The sequence below is a fragment of the Enterococcus sp. 2G9_DIV0600 genome (assembly GCF_002140615.1).
In the GTDB taxonomy this organism is placed as follows: domain Bacteria; phylum Bacillota; class Bacilli; order Lactobacillales; family Enterococcaceae; genus Enterococcus_D; species Enterococcus_D innesii.
In genome coordinates, this window is the sequence record NZ_NGLL01000001.1 from 1,237,114 (window position 1) to 1,252,348 (window position 15,235).

The window sequence follows — 15,235 nt, forward strand, 5'->3', positions numbered from 1 at the left end:
GAGAATGACAAAAATCACCTTTATTGGAGCAGGAAGCACTATTTTCGCTAAAAATGTTCTAGGAGATGCAATGTTGACCCCGAGCTTAGCAGATTCCCACATCGTCCTTTACGACATCGATGAGAAACGACTTCGTGAATCCGAGGCAATGTTAAAGACGATCAATAAAAATGCCAATCAAAACCGAGCAGAAATACAGGTCTATCATGACCGCAAAGAAGCACTAAGAGATGCCGACTTTGTAGTAAACGCCATTCAAGTTGGTGGCTACAAACCTTCCACCGTCATTGACTTTGAGATACCGAAGAAATATGGCTTACGTCAAACAATAGGTGACACGATGGGCATTGGCGGAATATTTCGGACGTTGCGTACGTTACCAGTCATGTTGGAATTTGCTCGAGAAATGGAGGAAGTTTGTCCAAATGCATGGTTGCTGAATTATACGAACCCGATGGCGATGCTGACGATGGGGGTATTGAAAGCAACATCCATCAAAACGGTTGGGCTTTGTCATAGTGTGCAAGTATGTGTTCCAGAATTATTCGAGTATTTAGGGATCAAAGAACAATATGATCTGGCTGACTTCCAGTGGAAAATTGCTGGGATCAATCATATGGCATTTTTATTGGAAATTACCAAAGATGGGGAAGATTTCTATCCAACGATCCGTCAGTTGGCTGAAGAGAAAGAAAATCCCCACCGTGATTCAGTCCGCTTTGAATTGATGAAACGTTTTGGCTATTATATTACAGAATCTAGTGAGCACAATGCCGAGTATCACCCTTATTTCATTAAATCAAAATACCCAGAATTGATCGACGATTTGGGGATTCCGTTGGATGAATATTTAACCCGTTGCGAAAATCAGATTCGCGATTGGGAAACGATGCGGGAGGATATCGTCGATAATGGCGATTTGACCCATAAGAGAAGTCGGGAATACGCCTCTTATATCATGGATGCCATCAAGACCGGCAATCCAACCGTTATTGCTGGAAATGTTTTGAATAAAGGCTTGATCACCAATTTACCAGAAGATGTCTGTGTGGAAGTTCCATGTTTGGTGGATAAGAACGGCATCCAACCAACCTACGTCGGCGCTTTACCAACGCAGCTTGCTGCATTGAACCGAACCAACATCAATGTGCAAGAATTGACTGTCGAAGCAGCGTTGACCCTTGAGAAAGACAAGATTTATCAAGCAGCATACCTCGATCCTCATTTATCATCAGAACTATCATTGGCAGACATTACCCAATTAGTCGACGATTTGATCGAAGCCCATGGGGATTATTTACCAGATTATCACTGATAAAAAAGGAAACTGGTTCACTCAAACGGTATCGAAAAAAATCCTTTGATTGGTATCGCGAAGTGATTGTCACCAATGGGGGAACCATTGGTTGAAATACCGCTAGTAAATAAAGAAAGCATTGCCGATCCAGCAAATGGAAGGCAATGCTTTTTGACGTTTAATGTATCCATTGATTCGACGGGTCAGCCGATCAGCGGTTATGGTCGTACGATTGATCAAAAGGGGAAAAAGAAGGTGAAAAAAAGCAGCATCAACGATGCCACTCCATGGTGTTTTCGATTTCATTGGTATCAGAGTCCAGTTGTTCAGAAACGATGGTAAAGTCTTGTTTGAGATAAAACGCAATAGCAGCTGTATTTTTTTGGTAGACGTTCAGAGTCAGCTTCTCGTGTTCTGCTTGTACTTTTTGTAAAAGCTGCTTTCCAATGCCGTGGGCACGATAGTCTTTCAAAACGAAAATACCAGCGATATACTCATCCAACATCCCGATGAAGCCGACAGGCTGATCATCCACCGAATAGGTGTAGATAAGGGCATCGGCAAAGGCTTTTTTCACAAAGTCATAGTTATCTTGCCAATGGGCAGCTGAAATAAAGTCATGGGCTTCCAAATTGCTTTGCAGCCAAATCTGGGCGATAGTTTCTAATTCAGAATCGGTAAATTTGGTCACTTGTTGTATCATGAGAACCTCCTTTTTTTATTCAGTATAGCATAGGTCCACTGCTGATTACTGCAAATCGCGGCATTTTCGTAGGCAATCGGATAGGAGATGAACCGATTGATAAGTAACGAAGGTTAAATGGCGAAGAAAAGCAATCTTTTTCGTTGAAATATTCTAACAACTTTGTTTCAGCTAGATGTCAATTTCTTGCAGCCAGATGTTATTTGTGTGAAAACAGCCCCAAGAGTGACATCTTTCGGTATGCTAGAGAAAGCGATAAGACACATCTAGTTAAGGAGAAAAAATGAAAAAGACACTTTTGGTTGCAAGTTCACTTGTTTTGCTGACGCTGCCTGTCGTGACGGTATCCGCAGACAGCTTTGATCAGAAGATCCAGCAGCAAAATGAAAAAATCAATGACATAAAAAATGAATCCACCTCATTAGAATCACTGAAACGATCTACAGAGGCAGAGATTCAATCGATTGAAGGAGAAATCCAAGCAATCCTACAAAAGAAAACGGCGACGGAAGAAGAAGTCAATGCCTTGGCACAAGAGATCCAAGTCCTTGAAGAGAAAATCATCAAGCGCACAGAAGTACTGGCGAATCAAGCGCGTGACATTCAAACGTCGGAACCTTCCAATCGTTTGTTCCAAAAAATCGTTGATGCGGAATCCATCGGAGAAGCCATTCAACGGGCGATCGCTTCTGTAACGATCATGAATGCCAGCAACAGTATCGTCGAACAACAGCAAGAAGATATCGCAACGAGCCAGAAATTGGAAAAAGAGTTGCAGGAACAATTGGTTGCGATCGAAGAGCAGTCAAACGCATTGCAAGGAAAACAAGCGGAATTAGCTGATGTCAAATTGAATCAAGAAGTTGCACTAGCCGACCTTGCCTTGGCGTTGAACACCGAGGAAGAGAAAAAAGACCAATTGGAAGCAGACAAAGCAGAAGCACAACGGCAAAAAGAAGCAGCGTTGAAGCAACTGGCTGAGCAAGAAGCACAAGAAGCAAAAGCGCGCAAAGAAGCAGAAGAAGCAGCAAAACGTCAGCAAGCAGCAGAAGCCAAGTCAGCTGAAACCGCCGAAAGTCCTGCCGTTCAACAAGCAGCAGTGGCAGCAGCCCAGCCGAAGACGGAAGCCGCAGTGGCGCCAGAAACATCGGTGTCGTCAGAAAAAACTGCAGCTACGCCTGCACCTGTGCAGCAAGCAGCTGAGCCAAAGGAACAAGCAAGCACAAGTGGATGGCAAATGCCAGTCGATTCGGTTCATATTTCGAGTCGTTTTGGGTATCGAACAGATCCAACAGGTGCATCAGGAAATCAACATAATGGCATCGACTTTACTGGGGGGACAGGAACGCCGATCTATGCGATCCAAGCAGGCGAAGTCGTTGAAGCGGGCTATGGTCCGTCAACTGGTAACTATGTGATCATCAAACATGCCAATGGCGTTTACAGCTACTACATGCACTTTAGTACGCTGCCAGCTGTTTCGGTCGGACAAAGCGTCTCAGCTAGACAATATGTTGGCGGTATGGGAACGACTGGAAATTCAACTGGCGTCCATCTACATTTAGGGATGTCAACAAGCTTATGGTCAGGATTCTTTGATCCGGCGCCAGAATTAGGCTTATAATAGTCAGAAAAACCGCAGAAGCGAACCAGCTTCTGCGGTTTTTAAGTTGCTCATTTTTTACGAAGTCTCGATTGGCTCAGCGCCAAAAGCGGGTCATCTCCGCTTTGTCTTTCAGGTTGAAAGCGATCATGTCCTCAATCAATGCTTGATCGATCGGCTCAGTCCACCTGATGCGAAAAATGTTATCCGTGTGGCTGTAGCCAGCTTTTTCGATAGCATCGGCAAACTGTTCAAGACACTTGGTTTCAGGGGAGACAGAAAAATGCGGTTTTGAAACGCTGAAACCGATAATAAAGGTCTCATGGGCGGTAAACATCGGCTGATTCCACTTGATGACTGGAACGAGGTCAGGAAATTTCTTGGTAATAGCGGCAAATAAGGCACGCAGTTTTTCTTGCTTTACTGGATCTTCAATGCTGGTTAAGTAAGTTTCTAATACATCCATTGGGAGGATCTCCTTTCGTTTTAAGGAACGAGTACAGGGAATGTCGATCACTAAAAATAACGCGTGTTCGAAATCAAACATTTTGTTACTTAGAGTGTACTGTAAAGTTAGCAAGTTTACAAACCTGTTGCCTTGTTTGGGGGATAAAGCCTTCAGGAACAAACACTGTTTGCAAAAACGAATGCTAAAAATAACTTTTTTCTACTCGAACAAAAGCCAAGAGTCAGGAACATTCCCTCGCTATCCTGCAAGGTTCCTTGAGATTCGCTTAACTTTTCAGAAATAACGAATGAAAAAGCAGATTATTTTCAGAGAACACTTTCAAAAAGAAATCGGTTGCATTCAACAAGAATTCTGCTAGAATATAACTTGTTCGAACAAGTTGTTGAGCGAAAGCAAAACGAAAGGAGGAGGACTTGTGACCAAAAGGAAACCGGTAACCCAAGCAGCCAAGAAAGAATATGCAAACAAAAGTATGCGGTTTAATCGTTTTTTACTTTTTCGTTATATGACTGCGATCTTTTTCTTTGTCAATCTTTATTGGACCCTATTGAGTCTGTCTCAATGGACATGGGCTGGTTTGATTCCCATTGCCTTATTGATCGTTGATGGACTTATACTTATTGAACAAACTCAAAAATATTGGCAGCAATCGAATCGTTTACTGGTGACAAAGATCGGTTATTGGCTCCAATTCGGCGTCAATCTCATTGCAATTTTTGGTATTTTGATCGGGCAGCAAGCAACGTTGATTCCTTTTATGAATCAATCGGGTAGAGGGATCTTACTTGCCTTGTTTTCTGTCGGCATGATGGCGTGTTTGTTCATTCAGCGTAAAGCGTGGTTGATCGAGCATGACCGCGACAAATATTTCACGTATTTGACTACATTTGAAACTCAAGGAGGAACAGTCAATGGATTCAGAAAATAACAAAATGTTTGCCTTCTTGGACCGCTACTTAATGGGTCCAATGGGGAAAATCTCACAATTACGGATCGTTCGTGGGGTCATGGCAGCCGGGATGGCGTCGATTCCTTTCACTATCGTAGGATCAATGTTCTTGATCATCAGCGTTTTGCCACAAAGTTTTCCTGTATTAGAGGGTATTTGGAGTGCGTCATTCGATAAAATCCAAAATCTTTACATGTTAGGTAATACCGCAACAATGGGGATTTTAGCACTTTACTTCTGTGTCGTGTTTGGTTACGAGTACACGAAAATCCAAGCGCAAGAAGAGAAAATCGTTCTTAGCCCAGTCAATGGAGCATTACTTTCTATGATGGCGTTCTTTATGTGCTTGCCACAATTAGTTTTTGAAGGCGGTATGGCAACACTAGTCAATGTGATTTCTGATGACCAAAAAATCATCGATGGCTGGGAAATGGCTGGCGGCGTTACTCGTTTAGGAACAACTGGGATCTTTACAGCGATTATCATGTCGATCATTGCCGTAAAAATTTATGCGTTCTGTGTGAAACGCAATATTGTCATTAAAATGCCTGACACAGTGCCAACAGGAGTATCTTCCTCTTTTACGGCATTGATTCCAACGGCACTGACTTCATTAGCTGTGATCGTTATCAATGGTGCATTAGTCGCAATGGGCACAGATATTTTCAAAGTCATTGCGATTCCGTTTAGTTTCGTGACGCAATTGACCAGTACCTGGATCGGACTGCTTGTTATCTACTTCTTCATGCATGCACTATGGATCGTCGGTATTCATGGGGCAACGATCGTGACCTCATTCTTGACGCCAATCGTGTTGTCAAATATGGTGGAAAACCAAAATGGTGCCAACATTGCCTTTGCGGGTGAATTTAACAACAGTTTTGTTACGATCGGTGGTTCAGGAGCGACGTTAGGAATGGTGATTTTCATCGCCTTCTTTGCAAAATCAGCGCAGTTAAGTGCTTTAGGAAAAGCAGCGATCGTGCCATCCTTCTTTAATATCAATGAACCGATTTTATTCGGGATGCCAGTGGTATACAACCCGTACACAGCGATCCCATTCTTCTTAGCACCAATGGCTTCAATGTCCGTTGCTTATTTTGGCATCAACTTAGGCTTTGTTAACCCACCGATTGCTCAAGTAGCGTGGCCGACCCCAATTGGATTATCTGGCTTTATTGGTTCAGGTGGTGACTGGCGTGCCTTTGTCTTAGCAATCATCTGTGCAGTCGTTGCTTTCTTGATTTGGTTCCCATTCATCAAAATGTATGATGGCAAATTATACAAGGACGAACAAGCAAACGCAACGAAGGCATAATCAATCTGTTTTTTTGATAAGCCGGCTATGAAAAATAGCTGGCTTTTTTTACGCCAAAGATGATAATAGTAGTAGAGAATCCGAAGGAAAGGAGTAGGCAAATGACGAAACTCAGTATTGAAGACTTAGCAGCGGAATTGATCAGAAAGATCGAAGCGGGTGACATAGGAAATGAGCAGGGGAAGATGCCTAGTGAACGAGAGCTTTTGGCGATTTATCCCGTTTCTCGTTATACGTTACGTCAAGCCCTCAATAAATTGAGCAAGATGGGCTGGATCTACCAGATGCAAGGCCGCGGCTCGTATATTCGCTTTCAAAACAACCAAAAACCGGCCATTGAACAAGGTGATCTTGGCTTCAATGAAGACTTGACACGGGGCGAGAAAAACATTCGAACGGTCAAAGCCTCAAAGCGGCTGGTCAAAGTATCAGAGGCGCTGTTTCTTCCAAGTCAAAAACAATTTGCGAAAGATCAACACTTTATCGAAGTCCAACGTTTTCGCACATTAGATGACAAACCCTATTTGATTGAACGTTCCTATTATATACCTGAAATCGTGGGGGAGATCTCCGAAACAATGATGGAGGGGTCGATGTTCCAAGCTTTGGCAGAAGAAAAACAACTGACAGTCGCCTTCATCGACAAGTTCATCCAAAGCAAACCGCTATCACAGGAACAAGCAGCGTTTTTTCATCTAGAAGAAGGCATGCCCGCACTGATTGTAAGGGATGATAGTTACTTAAAAAATGGCGAACTATTGGCATTTTCGATGATTCATTATGATTATCGGATGGCAACCTTGTATATGCACAAAAAGATAATACTTTAAGTTATTAACAATGCAAATCGACTAAAAACGATGGCAAGCATGGTCTTTGTTCCCCTCGTTTTTTCGTGCTAGACTAAAATTATCAGCAGCTTTTAGCAACTGGCAGCTAAATGTTAAGAATTTAGGGTCTAAAACGAGGAAAAGAAAGGACGTGCCGCAATGGCAACAACAGCCAAAGAAACCAAAGTACATGATGTATTTGAATCGATCGCTTCCCGTTATGATCGAATGAACGGTATTATCTCCTTTCAGCTGCACAAACGGTGGCGCAAGGATACCATGAAACGAATGGCAGTACCAATGGGTGCTGAGATATTAGATTTATGCTGCGGTACCGGGGATTGGGCGTTTGCGTTGAATGAAGCGGTCGGTCCGACGGGGCAAGTGACCGGCGTTGATTTTAGCGAAGAAATGTTAACGGTTGCCAAAGAAAAGGCACAGAAAAAGCAACAAACGCAGATCCAGTGGCAGACCGGCAATGCGATGGCATTAAGCTTTCCACACGAGCACTTTGATTATGTGACGATCGGGTTCGGGTTGAGAAATGTCGCGGATCGCCAACAAGTCTTGGCAGAGATCCATCGGGTGTTGCGCCCAGGTGGGAAAATCGTTTGTCTCGAAACATCACAGCCCACACTGATCGGCTGGCGGCAACTGTTTACTTTTTATTTTCACCATGTCATGCCGTTATTTGGCAAACTGTTCGCCAAAAGCTATCAAGAATATTCCTGGCTGCAGGAGTCTGCACGGGATTTTCCTGACAGGGAGGCATTGAAACGAGAATTTCAGGCAGCTGGCTTTGATGTGCTGCAAGTCAAAAGCTATGCAGGAGGTGCGGCGGCGATGCATCTAGGGGTCAAACCCTAAAATTGTCTTCCCTTTGTCCGAAAAAAACGAGAAAAATGAAAGAGACCATCATGCCCTTTATGGCTTGGTGGTCTCTTTGCGTTGAGCAATTCAGAGTGTGATTGTTATTTTTTTTTGGGGTTTAAAACAATGTTGGTGTATAACCCAATGGTCACCACGTAATAAATGGCGTAGAGGGCGATAAAGATGCCAAAAGGTAGCCATAGGTCATGGTACGGATCGATCATCAAGGTTGTGAACATTTTTAGACCGAACAAGACATGGATCATTCCTAAGATACCAGGAACTAGGAAGAGCACGCCGATCTCTTTGCGGATCGAGCTTTTCAGTAAACGCGTGCGGGTACCGATTTTTTTCAGCATCGTGTAACGTTGAATGTCGCTGTTTGCCCCTGAAAGAATTTTGAACATCAGGCAGCTTGCTAACATCGTCAAGAAGGCGATACCCAGGAAGAAGCCCATAAATTCAAAACCAGAGAAAATCCCGTTATAGCTGTCGTAGGCGAAGACCCGTTGTGAGAAATTCATATCGGCGGTTTCTGAAGAATTTGCGTCTTGATTTGCTTGCGCCAAATCACGCAACGCATCGTAGCTTGCTTGGAAGTCTTTGACTTGTACCATTCGCAAGCTAGTTTCCGGCGCATTGACTGCACCAAAAGCGGTTTGATCCACGACTTGGATCTCCTTACCTCGTTGTTCTGGTAAGAGGTAGCTACGCAATTGGTCTTGGGCGGTCAGATCAGAAGCTAATTGATCGCCAGTCAGCTTGTTGTAAGTGACATCGACACTCATCTGATCCATACTGGAGCTGGGCAAGTTGTTTTCGTTGAATTGTTCCTTCACGTAATAAATGGTGTCATCTGTTTCTTTCATGCTGTAGGTCACATCAAGGGTCGGGTTTAACGCATTGACTTTTTCGTCAGAGGCGTTTTGGGCATTGTTCAAATACAAGTCATAAGGGGCAACAGTTTTTGCTAGGATAGGGATCTCGTTTTTAAAGCCAAGACCAACCGTCAAGGCACCTAATGCTAGAGCAAAAAGCATCGCCACCATCGAAAGCATCTGGGTATACTCACGAATCCGAAAGCTTAATTGCGACAAGGTGAAATTGTTTAACTTTTTCAACGCGATCGTATCGTTCTTCTTTAATAGGGATAAAAGAGCGATGATCACCGAACGAAAGACGAGGTATGTGCCAAGAACGATCGTGACAAGGGCGATGCCGATCCCGATCAATTGGAAGGTCATCAAATCGCTCATCATATAATAGCCGATGGCTAAGGAACAAAGACCTAAAATGGTTTGCAAGAAGAGCAAGAATGGCCGTTGTTTGACTTGTGCCGGCGTGCTTGTTTCTCGTAATAATGCTAAAATCGATTTTTTGGCAATTGCCCGTGCATTGAAGATGGCAGCAATCAAAAAGAGAACCGAGAAGAAGACGACGGTTACGATCAATGCTTCGGGACTAAATGCTGCATAATGGGAGATCTGCAAGTTTAATTGATTGACTAGCAAAGTATTGACACCACTTGCTAAGCCGATCCCTAAGATCGAGCCGACTGCGGTGGCAACGATACCTACCATAAAGGTTTCGATAAAAATCATTTGGGCGATCTTTCGTCCTTTGGCTCCTAACATCATAAACATGGCATAGTCCTTTTGGCGCATCGCCATCAAGAAAGAATTGGCGTATAAGATGTAGGCAAAGGTAATGATCCCTAAGAGGACCGAGCCAAAACGAAAGACGAAGACCACCATACTGATGATCGAGTTGCTTTTTAAAAAGGCTTCATTGCTCGCCATTGATTCGAACATATAAAAGATGGCTGAAGCCATGACTAGACCAGAAAAGAGGACGATATAATCCTTCAACCGAGCTTTGATCCCGGTAAGTGATAGTTTCCAAAGCATGTGTTCTTCCTCCTTATTGTTCCAAGTTTCCTAGAATGACAAGGATCTGGCGGTAAAACGCTTCGCGGCTTTGATCCTCACGTTTGACTTCTTGATGGATCTTTCCGTCCTTGATAAATAAAATACGTTGGCAATAGCTGGCAGAAAGGGGATCATGAGTGACCAATAAAATCGATACTTGGTCATTGGTATTCAAGTCGTCCATCATATTCAATAAGTCTTTCGCACTTTTTGAATCCAAGGCACCTGTCGGTTCATCCGCAAAAAGGATCGTTGGTTCCGTGATCAAGGCTCGCGCGGCTGCCACCCGTTGCTTTTGACCACCAGAGATCGCTGCTGGATATTTGTCGAGAATATGTGTGATGGACAAGCGTTCTGCGACTTGTTTGATCCGTTGTTGGATGATCTTTGGTTTGACTCCTTGTAAAGACAACGGGACAGCGATGTTTTCTGAAGCCGTTAAGTTTTCTAATAGATTGAAGTCTTGGAAAATAAAGCCGATTTCACGGCTGCGGAAATCTGCCAAGGCATCGCCTTTTAGTTTGGTGATATCGCTATTGTTGATGCGAATGGCACCTTTTGTCGGATGATCCAACGTTGAAAGAATGTTGAGTAGGGTGGATTTCCCTGAACCAGAAGCCCCCATGATTCCAATGAATTCGCCTTTTTCAATATCAAAGCTGATGCCTTTTAAGGCTTCGGTTTGTTTTTCGTTGGCTTTTCCGTATACTTTGGTCAGTTCATTTGCTTGAATAATTTTTTCCATCGTTGCGTTACGCTCCTTTTAATTGGGTTAATGCTTTGGCTGGGATATCTTTTTCTTTGACCTCTTCATAGCCAGTTACCCCTTTTTTTTCGTTCCAAGTAAGCTTCAAATAGGCTTCTTTGCGCAATGGTCGTTCTTGGAAACCGTTGAAATCAAGGGTTTTGCTTTTGCCGTTCTCATCATACCCTGGCAATTCGTAATGGTATTGAGTATAGACATTCCCATTGTCATCCTTAGAATTCGTCTTTTCACCATCTGTGGTGATTTGGACATAGTAGCTGTCGCCGCCCATGATGACGGTTTGTGCGACTTGCAATGCGCCGAACCCTATGAGGAGGAGCGCTGCAAGTCCAATCAGAAGTTTTTTCATCTATCGGTCACCTCATTTTTTATTATGATGAAAGTATAAAGCTGGTTTTCTGAAAAGTAGTGTGAAAAATCTATCAATAAACTTTCAATTTTGTCACGACAAACGAACAAAAAACGTTTCTAAAGGGTGAAGGTCACCGCTTAGAAACGTTTTTTGCGTAGGGCTTTTCAATTGTATTTTTTGCGAAATAGTTCAACGATTAGTTGGCCCTCGTCATACATAATGGCGGCTTCGTCGATCATTAATCCTAATAGATAGTAATCTTTTTCTTCATGGATCGTTTGATGACCGCCTAACAGCTCCACATAATAATTTTCTAACGTGCTATCTCTTGGTGTGTTGAGCATGTCGATAAAGTGTTCTAAATCAGTGGGCTGCTCTGGAAATTGACCTTGCACAACTGCTTTAAACCCCTCTGCTTCAAAGGCCATCTCACTTATTATCTTTTGACAGTCATGGGACAAAAAGTAGGTGACCACTTCATCGACGATTCGCCGTGCCCGTTCTTTTTCAATCATTTTCTTCTCCGCCTTCTGATTTGCTGGTATTCATCTAACAATGGTACCATTGCTGCCGCGACAAATCCACTGGAAAAGCCATTATTGTATAAGTTCAATCCTCCATGTAAATAGGTGATATTTGTGACCAAGGCTGCATGGACCACCCCAGCGATTACGCCAGCAACTGGACCATAATACCCACTGATGGGGGCTAGACTGGTGCCGAAGATCGCTGTCAGCAATAAACTGAAGGTCGAGACATCAGAGGTCAAACCGACCTTGGTTGCTAAAACCACCCCAATCATGACAGGCAAACTATTTCTCCAGTGATTCCCGAAAGCACTGAAACCAATCACGGTCAGTATTGCGCCTAAAAGGGGACCAGATAGTTCGCCTTGTAAGAAGAAGACAAAGAACAGCATCAACATCCCCATCATCGCCATGTTCATCATCGTGACCCCAAGGGAAAAAATCGTGACATAGTCCGTCATTAATTTCCCTGACGTTTGAAAAAGCTCAGGCAAGCCTTTGAGGGATCGCTGATTTAGAAGATAACCGATAAGAAACATGGCAAGACAAAGAATGAGCAAGAACCCAGTCAGATAATAGTGATACTCCGTCGTCAACTGTTTGTTTGAATAGACTTCCAAGTCGAACAGCCGTAAAAAACTCGTGAAAAACATAGTGATGATGCCAGCAGCAAACCCGATATTATACAAAGAAAAACCTTGGTGGAATTGTAAAAATTGAGCTGCTAGAGGAGGGAGCGCCAAACCGATCAATAGACCGATCCCATAACCAAAAGCGATCCCGACTGGTAAAGGCAACCCTAAACCGAATGCTAAGTAACTGATGACCGGCGAGGCGGCACTGCCAAATAAGGCAACTAGTGAATATTGTGTAGCGGGGCGTTGCTGTATGTAAGAATATAAATAGACACCAAGTGGAATGGGAATCGAGTTAAAGATGTTTTTTCCAAAAAAAGAAAAGCCAGATATGGTAAAAAAAGCAGCGATCATTGGTCCACTAATAATCGTTCCTTGCTTTTTCGCAAGGAGGATACTGATCAATGTCAATAAGCCACTGTTTAAAAAGGCGCTTCCAAGATTGCCGATCGCAAAATAATCAGAAATCAAATTGCTGGGGGCATTTAAGATTGCCAGCGAGCCTTGCCACAAAGCTTGAGGAGGGGAAGCAACCAAGCCAATGAGGATCAAGACGATGCTATACGCCAAAAGCAAGCGCTGGGTTAAGAGCTGTGAGATAGGTGCAAAGGGTTTCGATTTTGTTTGTAAGAAAACTCGTTTATCTGCCATAGTTTCATTGAACGCTCCTTTTTTTCATAGTATCACACCTTTTAGCGACAAAAAAGTATTTTTTGACAGTTTTAAGTAGCAGGACGACGAGAGAAATGAGAACCAAAAAAGGGAGAAAAAGAAAAATTTAAGAAAATGCGAATAAAAATAACGGCGATGTATCAAGGAGAATCGCCCTTTTTTCAATAATTTCATCAATCGGTGAAATTATTGACAGAAAGAATTTTACGAAAATTGTTATAATTTAGTTAATCTCGTTCAGATTTTCTAATAAAAAAGCCATTTTAAGATAAAAAAAACTGTTTGCTTGGTTTTTTTATTCGAAGATCGAGTGATCACTGAATCACGAGGAAGGGATTTAAATAAGGAGGAAGAGTATGAAGAAAACGAAGTTTGGCATGATTACTTTATTGGCAGCGCTTGTTTTAGGGGCTTGCGGACAAAGTAACGAAGGTGGAACAGGTTCGACAGATACACAAGAATCATCAACTGAGGCAGCTGGATTTGATATCAATGATTTGCAGCTTGCAGTTGAAAATAACGATGAAGTGATCGATGGGGGCGTCTTAGATGTTGCGGTAGTAACAGATACGCAATTCCAAGGGTTGTTTCAATGGGAGTTTTATCAAGATGCTTATGACCGTGACTTCATGTTACCAAGCCATGAATATTTGTTCCTACAAGATGAAGATTTCCGAATTGTGAATGGTGGACCAGCTGATTTAGAATTAGATGTCGATAATAACAAGGCAACGATCACTTTGCGTGAGGACTTGAAGTGGTCTGATGGGGTCGATGTAACGGCTGAAGACGTGATCTTCTCTTATGAAGTCATCGGACATCAAGACTATGATGGCGTTCGTTACAACAATGATTTTACAAATATCGTTGGTATGGAAGAATACCACAGCGGCGAAGCTGATACGATCTCGGGGATCACAGCAGTCAGTGACAAAGTCGTTGAAATCGAGTTTAAAGAAATGCATCCAGGTATGCAGCAATCCGGTGGAGCGATCTGGAACTCTGCACTAGCGAAACATGCCTTTGAAGGCATTGAAGTGGCAGATATGCCTTCAAGTGATCCCGTTCGAACCAATCCAATCGGTTTTGGTCCATACAAAATGAGTAATATCGTACCAGGTGAGACGGTGGAATATGTACCGAATGAACATTACTATGGCGATACACCAACCTTAGAAAAAATCGTGATGCGTAACGTCCCTTCGGCTTCAATCAATGAAGCGTTAAACGCGAAGCAATACGATTTAGTCTTAAAAATGCCAACAGATACCTTTGATACGTATCAAAACATGGATGGCTACCAAATGTTAGGTCGTCCAGAACAATCTTATACGTATCTTGGCTTTAATTTAGGTTCATGGAATGATGAAACAAACAGTGTTGATTTTGATCCAAATGCAAAAATGGCGAACAAAGCATTGCGTCAAGCAATGGGCTATGCCATCGACAATGATGCGATCGGTGAGCGTTTCTATCACGGCTTGCGTTCAAATGCTTCAACATTGATCCCACCTGTTTATGGTACGTTGCACAACAGCGATGCAAAAGGATACCATTTAGATATGGAGAAAGCAAACCAACTTCTAAATGACGCTGGCTTTATCGATGTGGATGGCGATGGCTTCCGAGAAGATCCAGATGGCAACAAATTGACCATCAACTTTGCGTCAATGTCTGGTGGGGAAGTTGCCCAACCATTGGCGGATTACTATGTTCAACAATGGCAAGAAATCGGTTTAGATGTTCAATATTCAACAGGTCGTTTGATCGATTTCCAAGCCTTCTACGACAAGCTGAAAAACGATGATCCAGATATCGATGTCTTCCAAGCTGCTTGGTCTACTGGTTCAGATCCATCACCAACCAGCTTATGGGGACCAAATTCAGCATTTAACTACACTCGTTTTGAGTCAGATGAAAATACTGAATTGTTAGCTGCGATCGATTCAATCGATTCCTTTGATGAAGCAACACGGAAGGCTGCTTTTGATGCATGGCAAGAATATGCGATTGAAGAAGCTTTTGCGATCCCAACGTTGTATCGGAATCAAATCTTACCGATCTCTGATCGTGTCGCAAACTTTACCTGGGCATTTGACGCCGATCATAACCCATGGGCAACCATCGGTGTGACTTCAGAATCTCGTTAATCGGTTAGTAAATTACACAAATGAATCGGCAGCAGCGTGTTCGTTGCTTTTGCCAAGCAAAATCAGTTAGGATTAAAACCTAACTGGTTTTTTCTTGGTCCATGTAGACGGAAGAAGCAAGTCGCATGTTGAACCCTTCATTTTGAGCGGCTGTTTCGTGGGCGGG

Annotated in this window: 14 protein-coding genes; 7 read left to right on the forward strand and 7 right to left on the reverse strand. The window is 43.0% G+C overall.

The genetic code is table 11. The features are described 5' to 3' along the window. The first annotated feature begins 4 nt into the window (after nucleotides 1–4). Complete coding sequence (locus A5870_RS05880) at nucleotides 5–1,315, forward strand: alpha-glucosidase/alpha-galactosidase (RefSeq protein ID WP_010747907.1); 1,311 nt, start codon at nucleotides 5–7, stop codon at nucleotides 1,313–1,315. Between the two features lie 253 nt (nucleotides 1,316–1,568). Here the strand turns inward: A5870_RS05880 and A5870_RS05885 are convergent, their stop codons facing one another. Next, nucleotides 1,569–2,000 carry a GNAT family N-acetyltransferase gene (locus A5870_RS05885; RefSeq protein WP_086292108.1) on the reverse strand — a complete coding sequence of 144 codons (432 nt, stop codon included), beginning with the start codon at nucleotides 1,998–2,000 and terminating at the stop codon, nucleotides 1,569–1,571. A gap of 283 nt (nucleotides 2,001–2,283) precedes the next feature. Between A5870_RS05885 and A5870_RS05890 the strand changes: the two genes are divergently transcribed. Further along, complete coding sequence (locus A5870_RS05890) at nucleotides 2,284–3,624, forward strand: peptidoglycan DD-metalloendopeptidase family protein (RefSeq protein ID WP_086292109.1); 1,341 nt, start codon at nucleotides 2,284–2,286, stop codon at nucleotides 3,622–3,624. A 76-nt stretch (nucleotides 3,625–3,700) separates the two neighbouring features. On the opposite strand, the gene A5870_RS05895 is transcribed toward A5870_RS05890, so the two are convergent. Beyond that, a complete protein-coding gene (locus tag A5870_RS05895; protein ID WP_081116761.1) occupies nucleotides 3,701–4,069 on the reverse strand; it encodes an iron chaperone in 369 nt (122 codons plus the stop codon). Nucleotides 4,070–4,487: 418 nt separating this feature from the next. Between A5870_RS05895 and A5870_RS05900 the strand changes: the two genes are divergently transcribed. From A5870_RS05900 to A5870_RS05915, 4 genes are all read left to right on the forward strand, one after another. Further along, a complete protein-coding gene (locus A5870_RS05900; RefSeq protein ID WP_015509419.1) occupies nucleotides 4,488–5,000 on the forward strand; it encodes a hypothetical protein in 513 nt (170 codons plus the stop codon). Then, nucleotides 4,984–6,339 (forward strand): PTS cellobiose transporter subunit IIC, encoded by a 1,356-nt coding sequence (celB, locus tag A5870_RS05905; protein ID WP_086292110.1) that lies wholly within the window; start codon nucleotides 4,984–4,986, stop codon nucleotides 6,337–6,339. Before A5870_RS05900 ends, celB begins: the two co-directional genes overlap by 17 nt. A gap of 101 nt (nucleotides 6,340–6,440) precedes the next feature. Then, nucleotides 6,441–7,169 carry a GntR family transcriptional regulator gene (locus A5870_RS05910; RefSeq protein WP_081116759.1) on the forward strand — a complete coding sequence of 243 codons (729 nt, stop codon included), beginning with the start codon at nucleotides 6,441–6,443 and terminating at the stop codon, nucleotides 7,167–7,169. Nucleotides 7,170–7,328: 159 nt separating this feature from the next. Further along, complete coding sequence (locus A5870_RS05915; RefSeq protein WP_086292111.1) at nucleotides 7,329–8,036, forward strand: demethylmenaquinone methyltransferase; 708 nt, start codon at nucleotides 7,329–7,331, stop codon at nucleotides 8,034–8,036. A 104-nt stretch (nucleotides 8,037–8,140) separates the two neighbouring features. On the opposite strand, the gene A5870_RS05920 is transcribed toward A5870_RS05915, so the two are convergent. The 5 genes from A5870_RS05920 to A5870_RS05940 form a co-directional block, all read right to left on the reverse strand. Next, complete coding sequence (locus A5870_RS05920) at nucleotides 8,141–9,946, reverse strand: ABC transporter permease (protein WP_081116757.1); 1,806 nt, start codon at nucleotides 9,944–9,946, stop codon at nucleotides 8,141–8,143. A 13-nt stretch (nucleotides 9,947–9,959) separates the two neighbouring features. Beyond that, the gene (locus A5870_RS05925) at nucleotides 9,960–10,712 is read right to left on the reverse strand and encodes an ABC transporter ATP-binding protein (protein WP_016610385.1); all 753 of its coding nucleotides are present in this window, start codon (nucleotides 10,710–10,712) and stop codon (nucleotides 9,960–9,962) included. Between the two features lie 7 nt (nucleotides 10,713–10,719). Next, a complete protein-coding gene (locus tag A5870_RS05930; RefSeq protein ID WP_081116756.1) occupies nucleotides 10,720–11,082 on the reverse strand; it encodes a YxeA family protein in 363 nt (120 codons plus the stop codon). Nucleotides 11,083–11,249: 167 nt separating this feature from the next. Then, nucleotides 11,250–11,600: a hypothetical protein gene (locus A5870_RS05935; RefSeq protein WP_081116755.1), complete on the reverse strand. Its 351-nt coding sequence runs from the start codon at nucleotides 11,598–11,600 to the stop codon at nucleotides 11,250–11,252. Beyond that, nucleotides 11,597–12,898 carry a DUF1576 domain-containing protein gene (locus A5870_RS05940; protein ID WP_081116754.1) on the reverse strand — a complete coding sequence of 434 codons (1,302 nt, stop codon included), beginning with the start codon at nucleotides 12,896–12,898 and terminating at the stop codon, nucleotides 11,597–11,599. The genes A5870_RS05935 and A5870_RS05940 overlap by 4 nt, the downstream gene beginning before the upstream one ends. Nucleotides 12,899–13,275: 377 nt before the next feature. Between A5870_RS05940 and A5870_RS05945 the strand changes: the two genes are divergently transcribed. Then, on the forward strand, nucleotides 13,276–15,069 hold the full coding sequence (locus tag A5870_RS05945; protein ID WP_081116753.1) for an oligopeptide ABC transporter substrate-binding protein: 1,794 nt from the start codon (nucleotides 13,276–13,278) through the stop codon (nucleotides 15,067–15,069). Nucleotides 15,070–15,235 lie beyond the last annotated feature (166 nt).

Excerpts from the sequence above, each read along its gene's own strand:
- A5870_RS05880 (WP_010747907.1), top strand. The coding sequence starts at position 5 with ATGACAAAAATCACCTTTATTGGAGCAGGAAGCACTATTTTCGCTAAA.
- A5870_RS05885 (WP_086292108.1), bottom strand. The coding sequence starts at position 2,000 with ATGATACAACAAGTGACCAAATTTACCGATTCTGAATTAGAAACTATC.
- A5870_RS05890 (WP_086292109.1), top strand. The coding sequence starts at position 2,284 with ATGAAAAAGACACTTTTGGTTGCAAGTTCACTTGTTTTGCTGACGCTG.
- A5870_RS05895 (WP_081116761.1), bottom strand. The coding sequence starts at position 4,069 with ATGGATGTATTAGAAACTTACTTAACCAGCATTGAAGATCCAGTAAAG.
- celB (WP_086292110.1), top strand. The coding sequence starts at position 4,984 with ATGGATTCAGAAAATAACAAAATGTTTGCCTTCTTGGACCGCTACTTA.
- A5870_RS05910 (WP_081116759.1), top strand. The coding sequence starts at position 6,441 with ATGACGAAACTCAGTATTGAAGACTTAGCAGCGGAATTGATCAGAAAG.
- A5870_RS05915 (WP_086292111.1), top strand. The coding sequence starts at position 7,329 with ATGGCAACAACAGCCAAAGAAACCAAAGTACATGATGTATTTGAATCG.
- A5870_RS05920 (WP_081116757.1), bottom strand. The coding sequence starts at position 9,946 with ATGCTTTGGAAACTATCACTTACCGGGATCAAAGCTCGGTTGAAGGAT.
- A5870_RS05925 (WP_016610385.1), bottom strand. The coding sequence starts at position 10,712 with ATGGAAAAAATTATTCAAGCAAATGAACTGACCAAAGTATACGGAAAA.
- A5870_RS05930 (WP_081116756.1), bottom strand. The coding sequence starts at position 11,082 with ATGAAAAAACTTCTGATTGGACTTGCAGCGCTCCTCCTCATAGGGTTC.
- A5870_RS05935 (WP_081116755.1), bottom strand. The coding sequence starts at position 11,600 with ATGATTGAAAAAGAACGGGCACGGCGAATCGTCGATGAAGTGGTCACC.
- A5870_RS05940 (WP_081116754.1), bottom strand. The coding sequence starts at position 12,898 with ATGGCAGATAAACGAGTTTTCTTACAAACAAAATCGAAACCCTTTGCA.
- A5870_RS05945 (WP_081116753.1), top strand. The coding sequence starts at position 13,276 with ATGAAGAAAACGAAGTTTGGCATGATTACTTTATTGGCAGCGCTTGTT.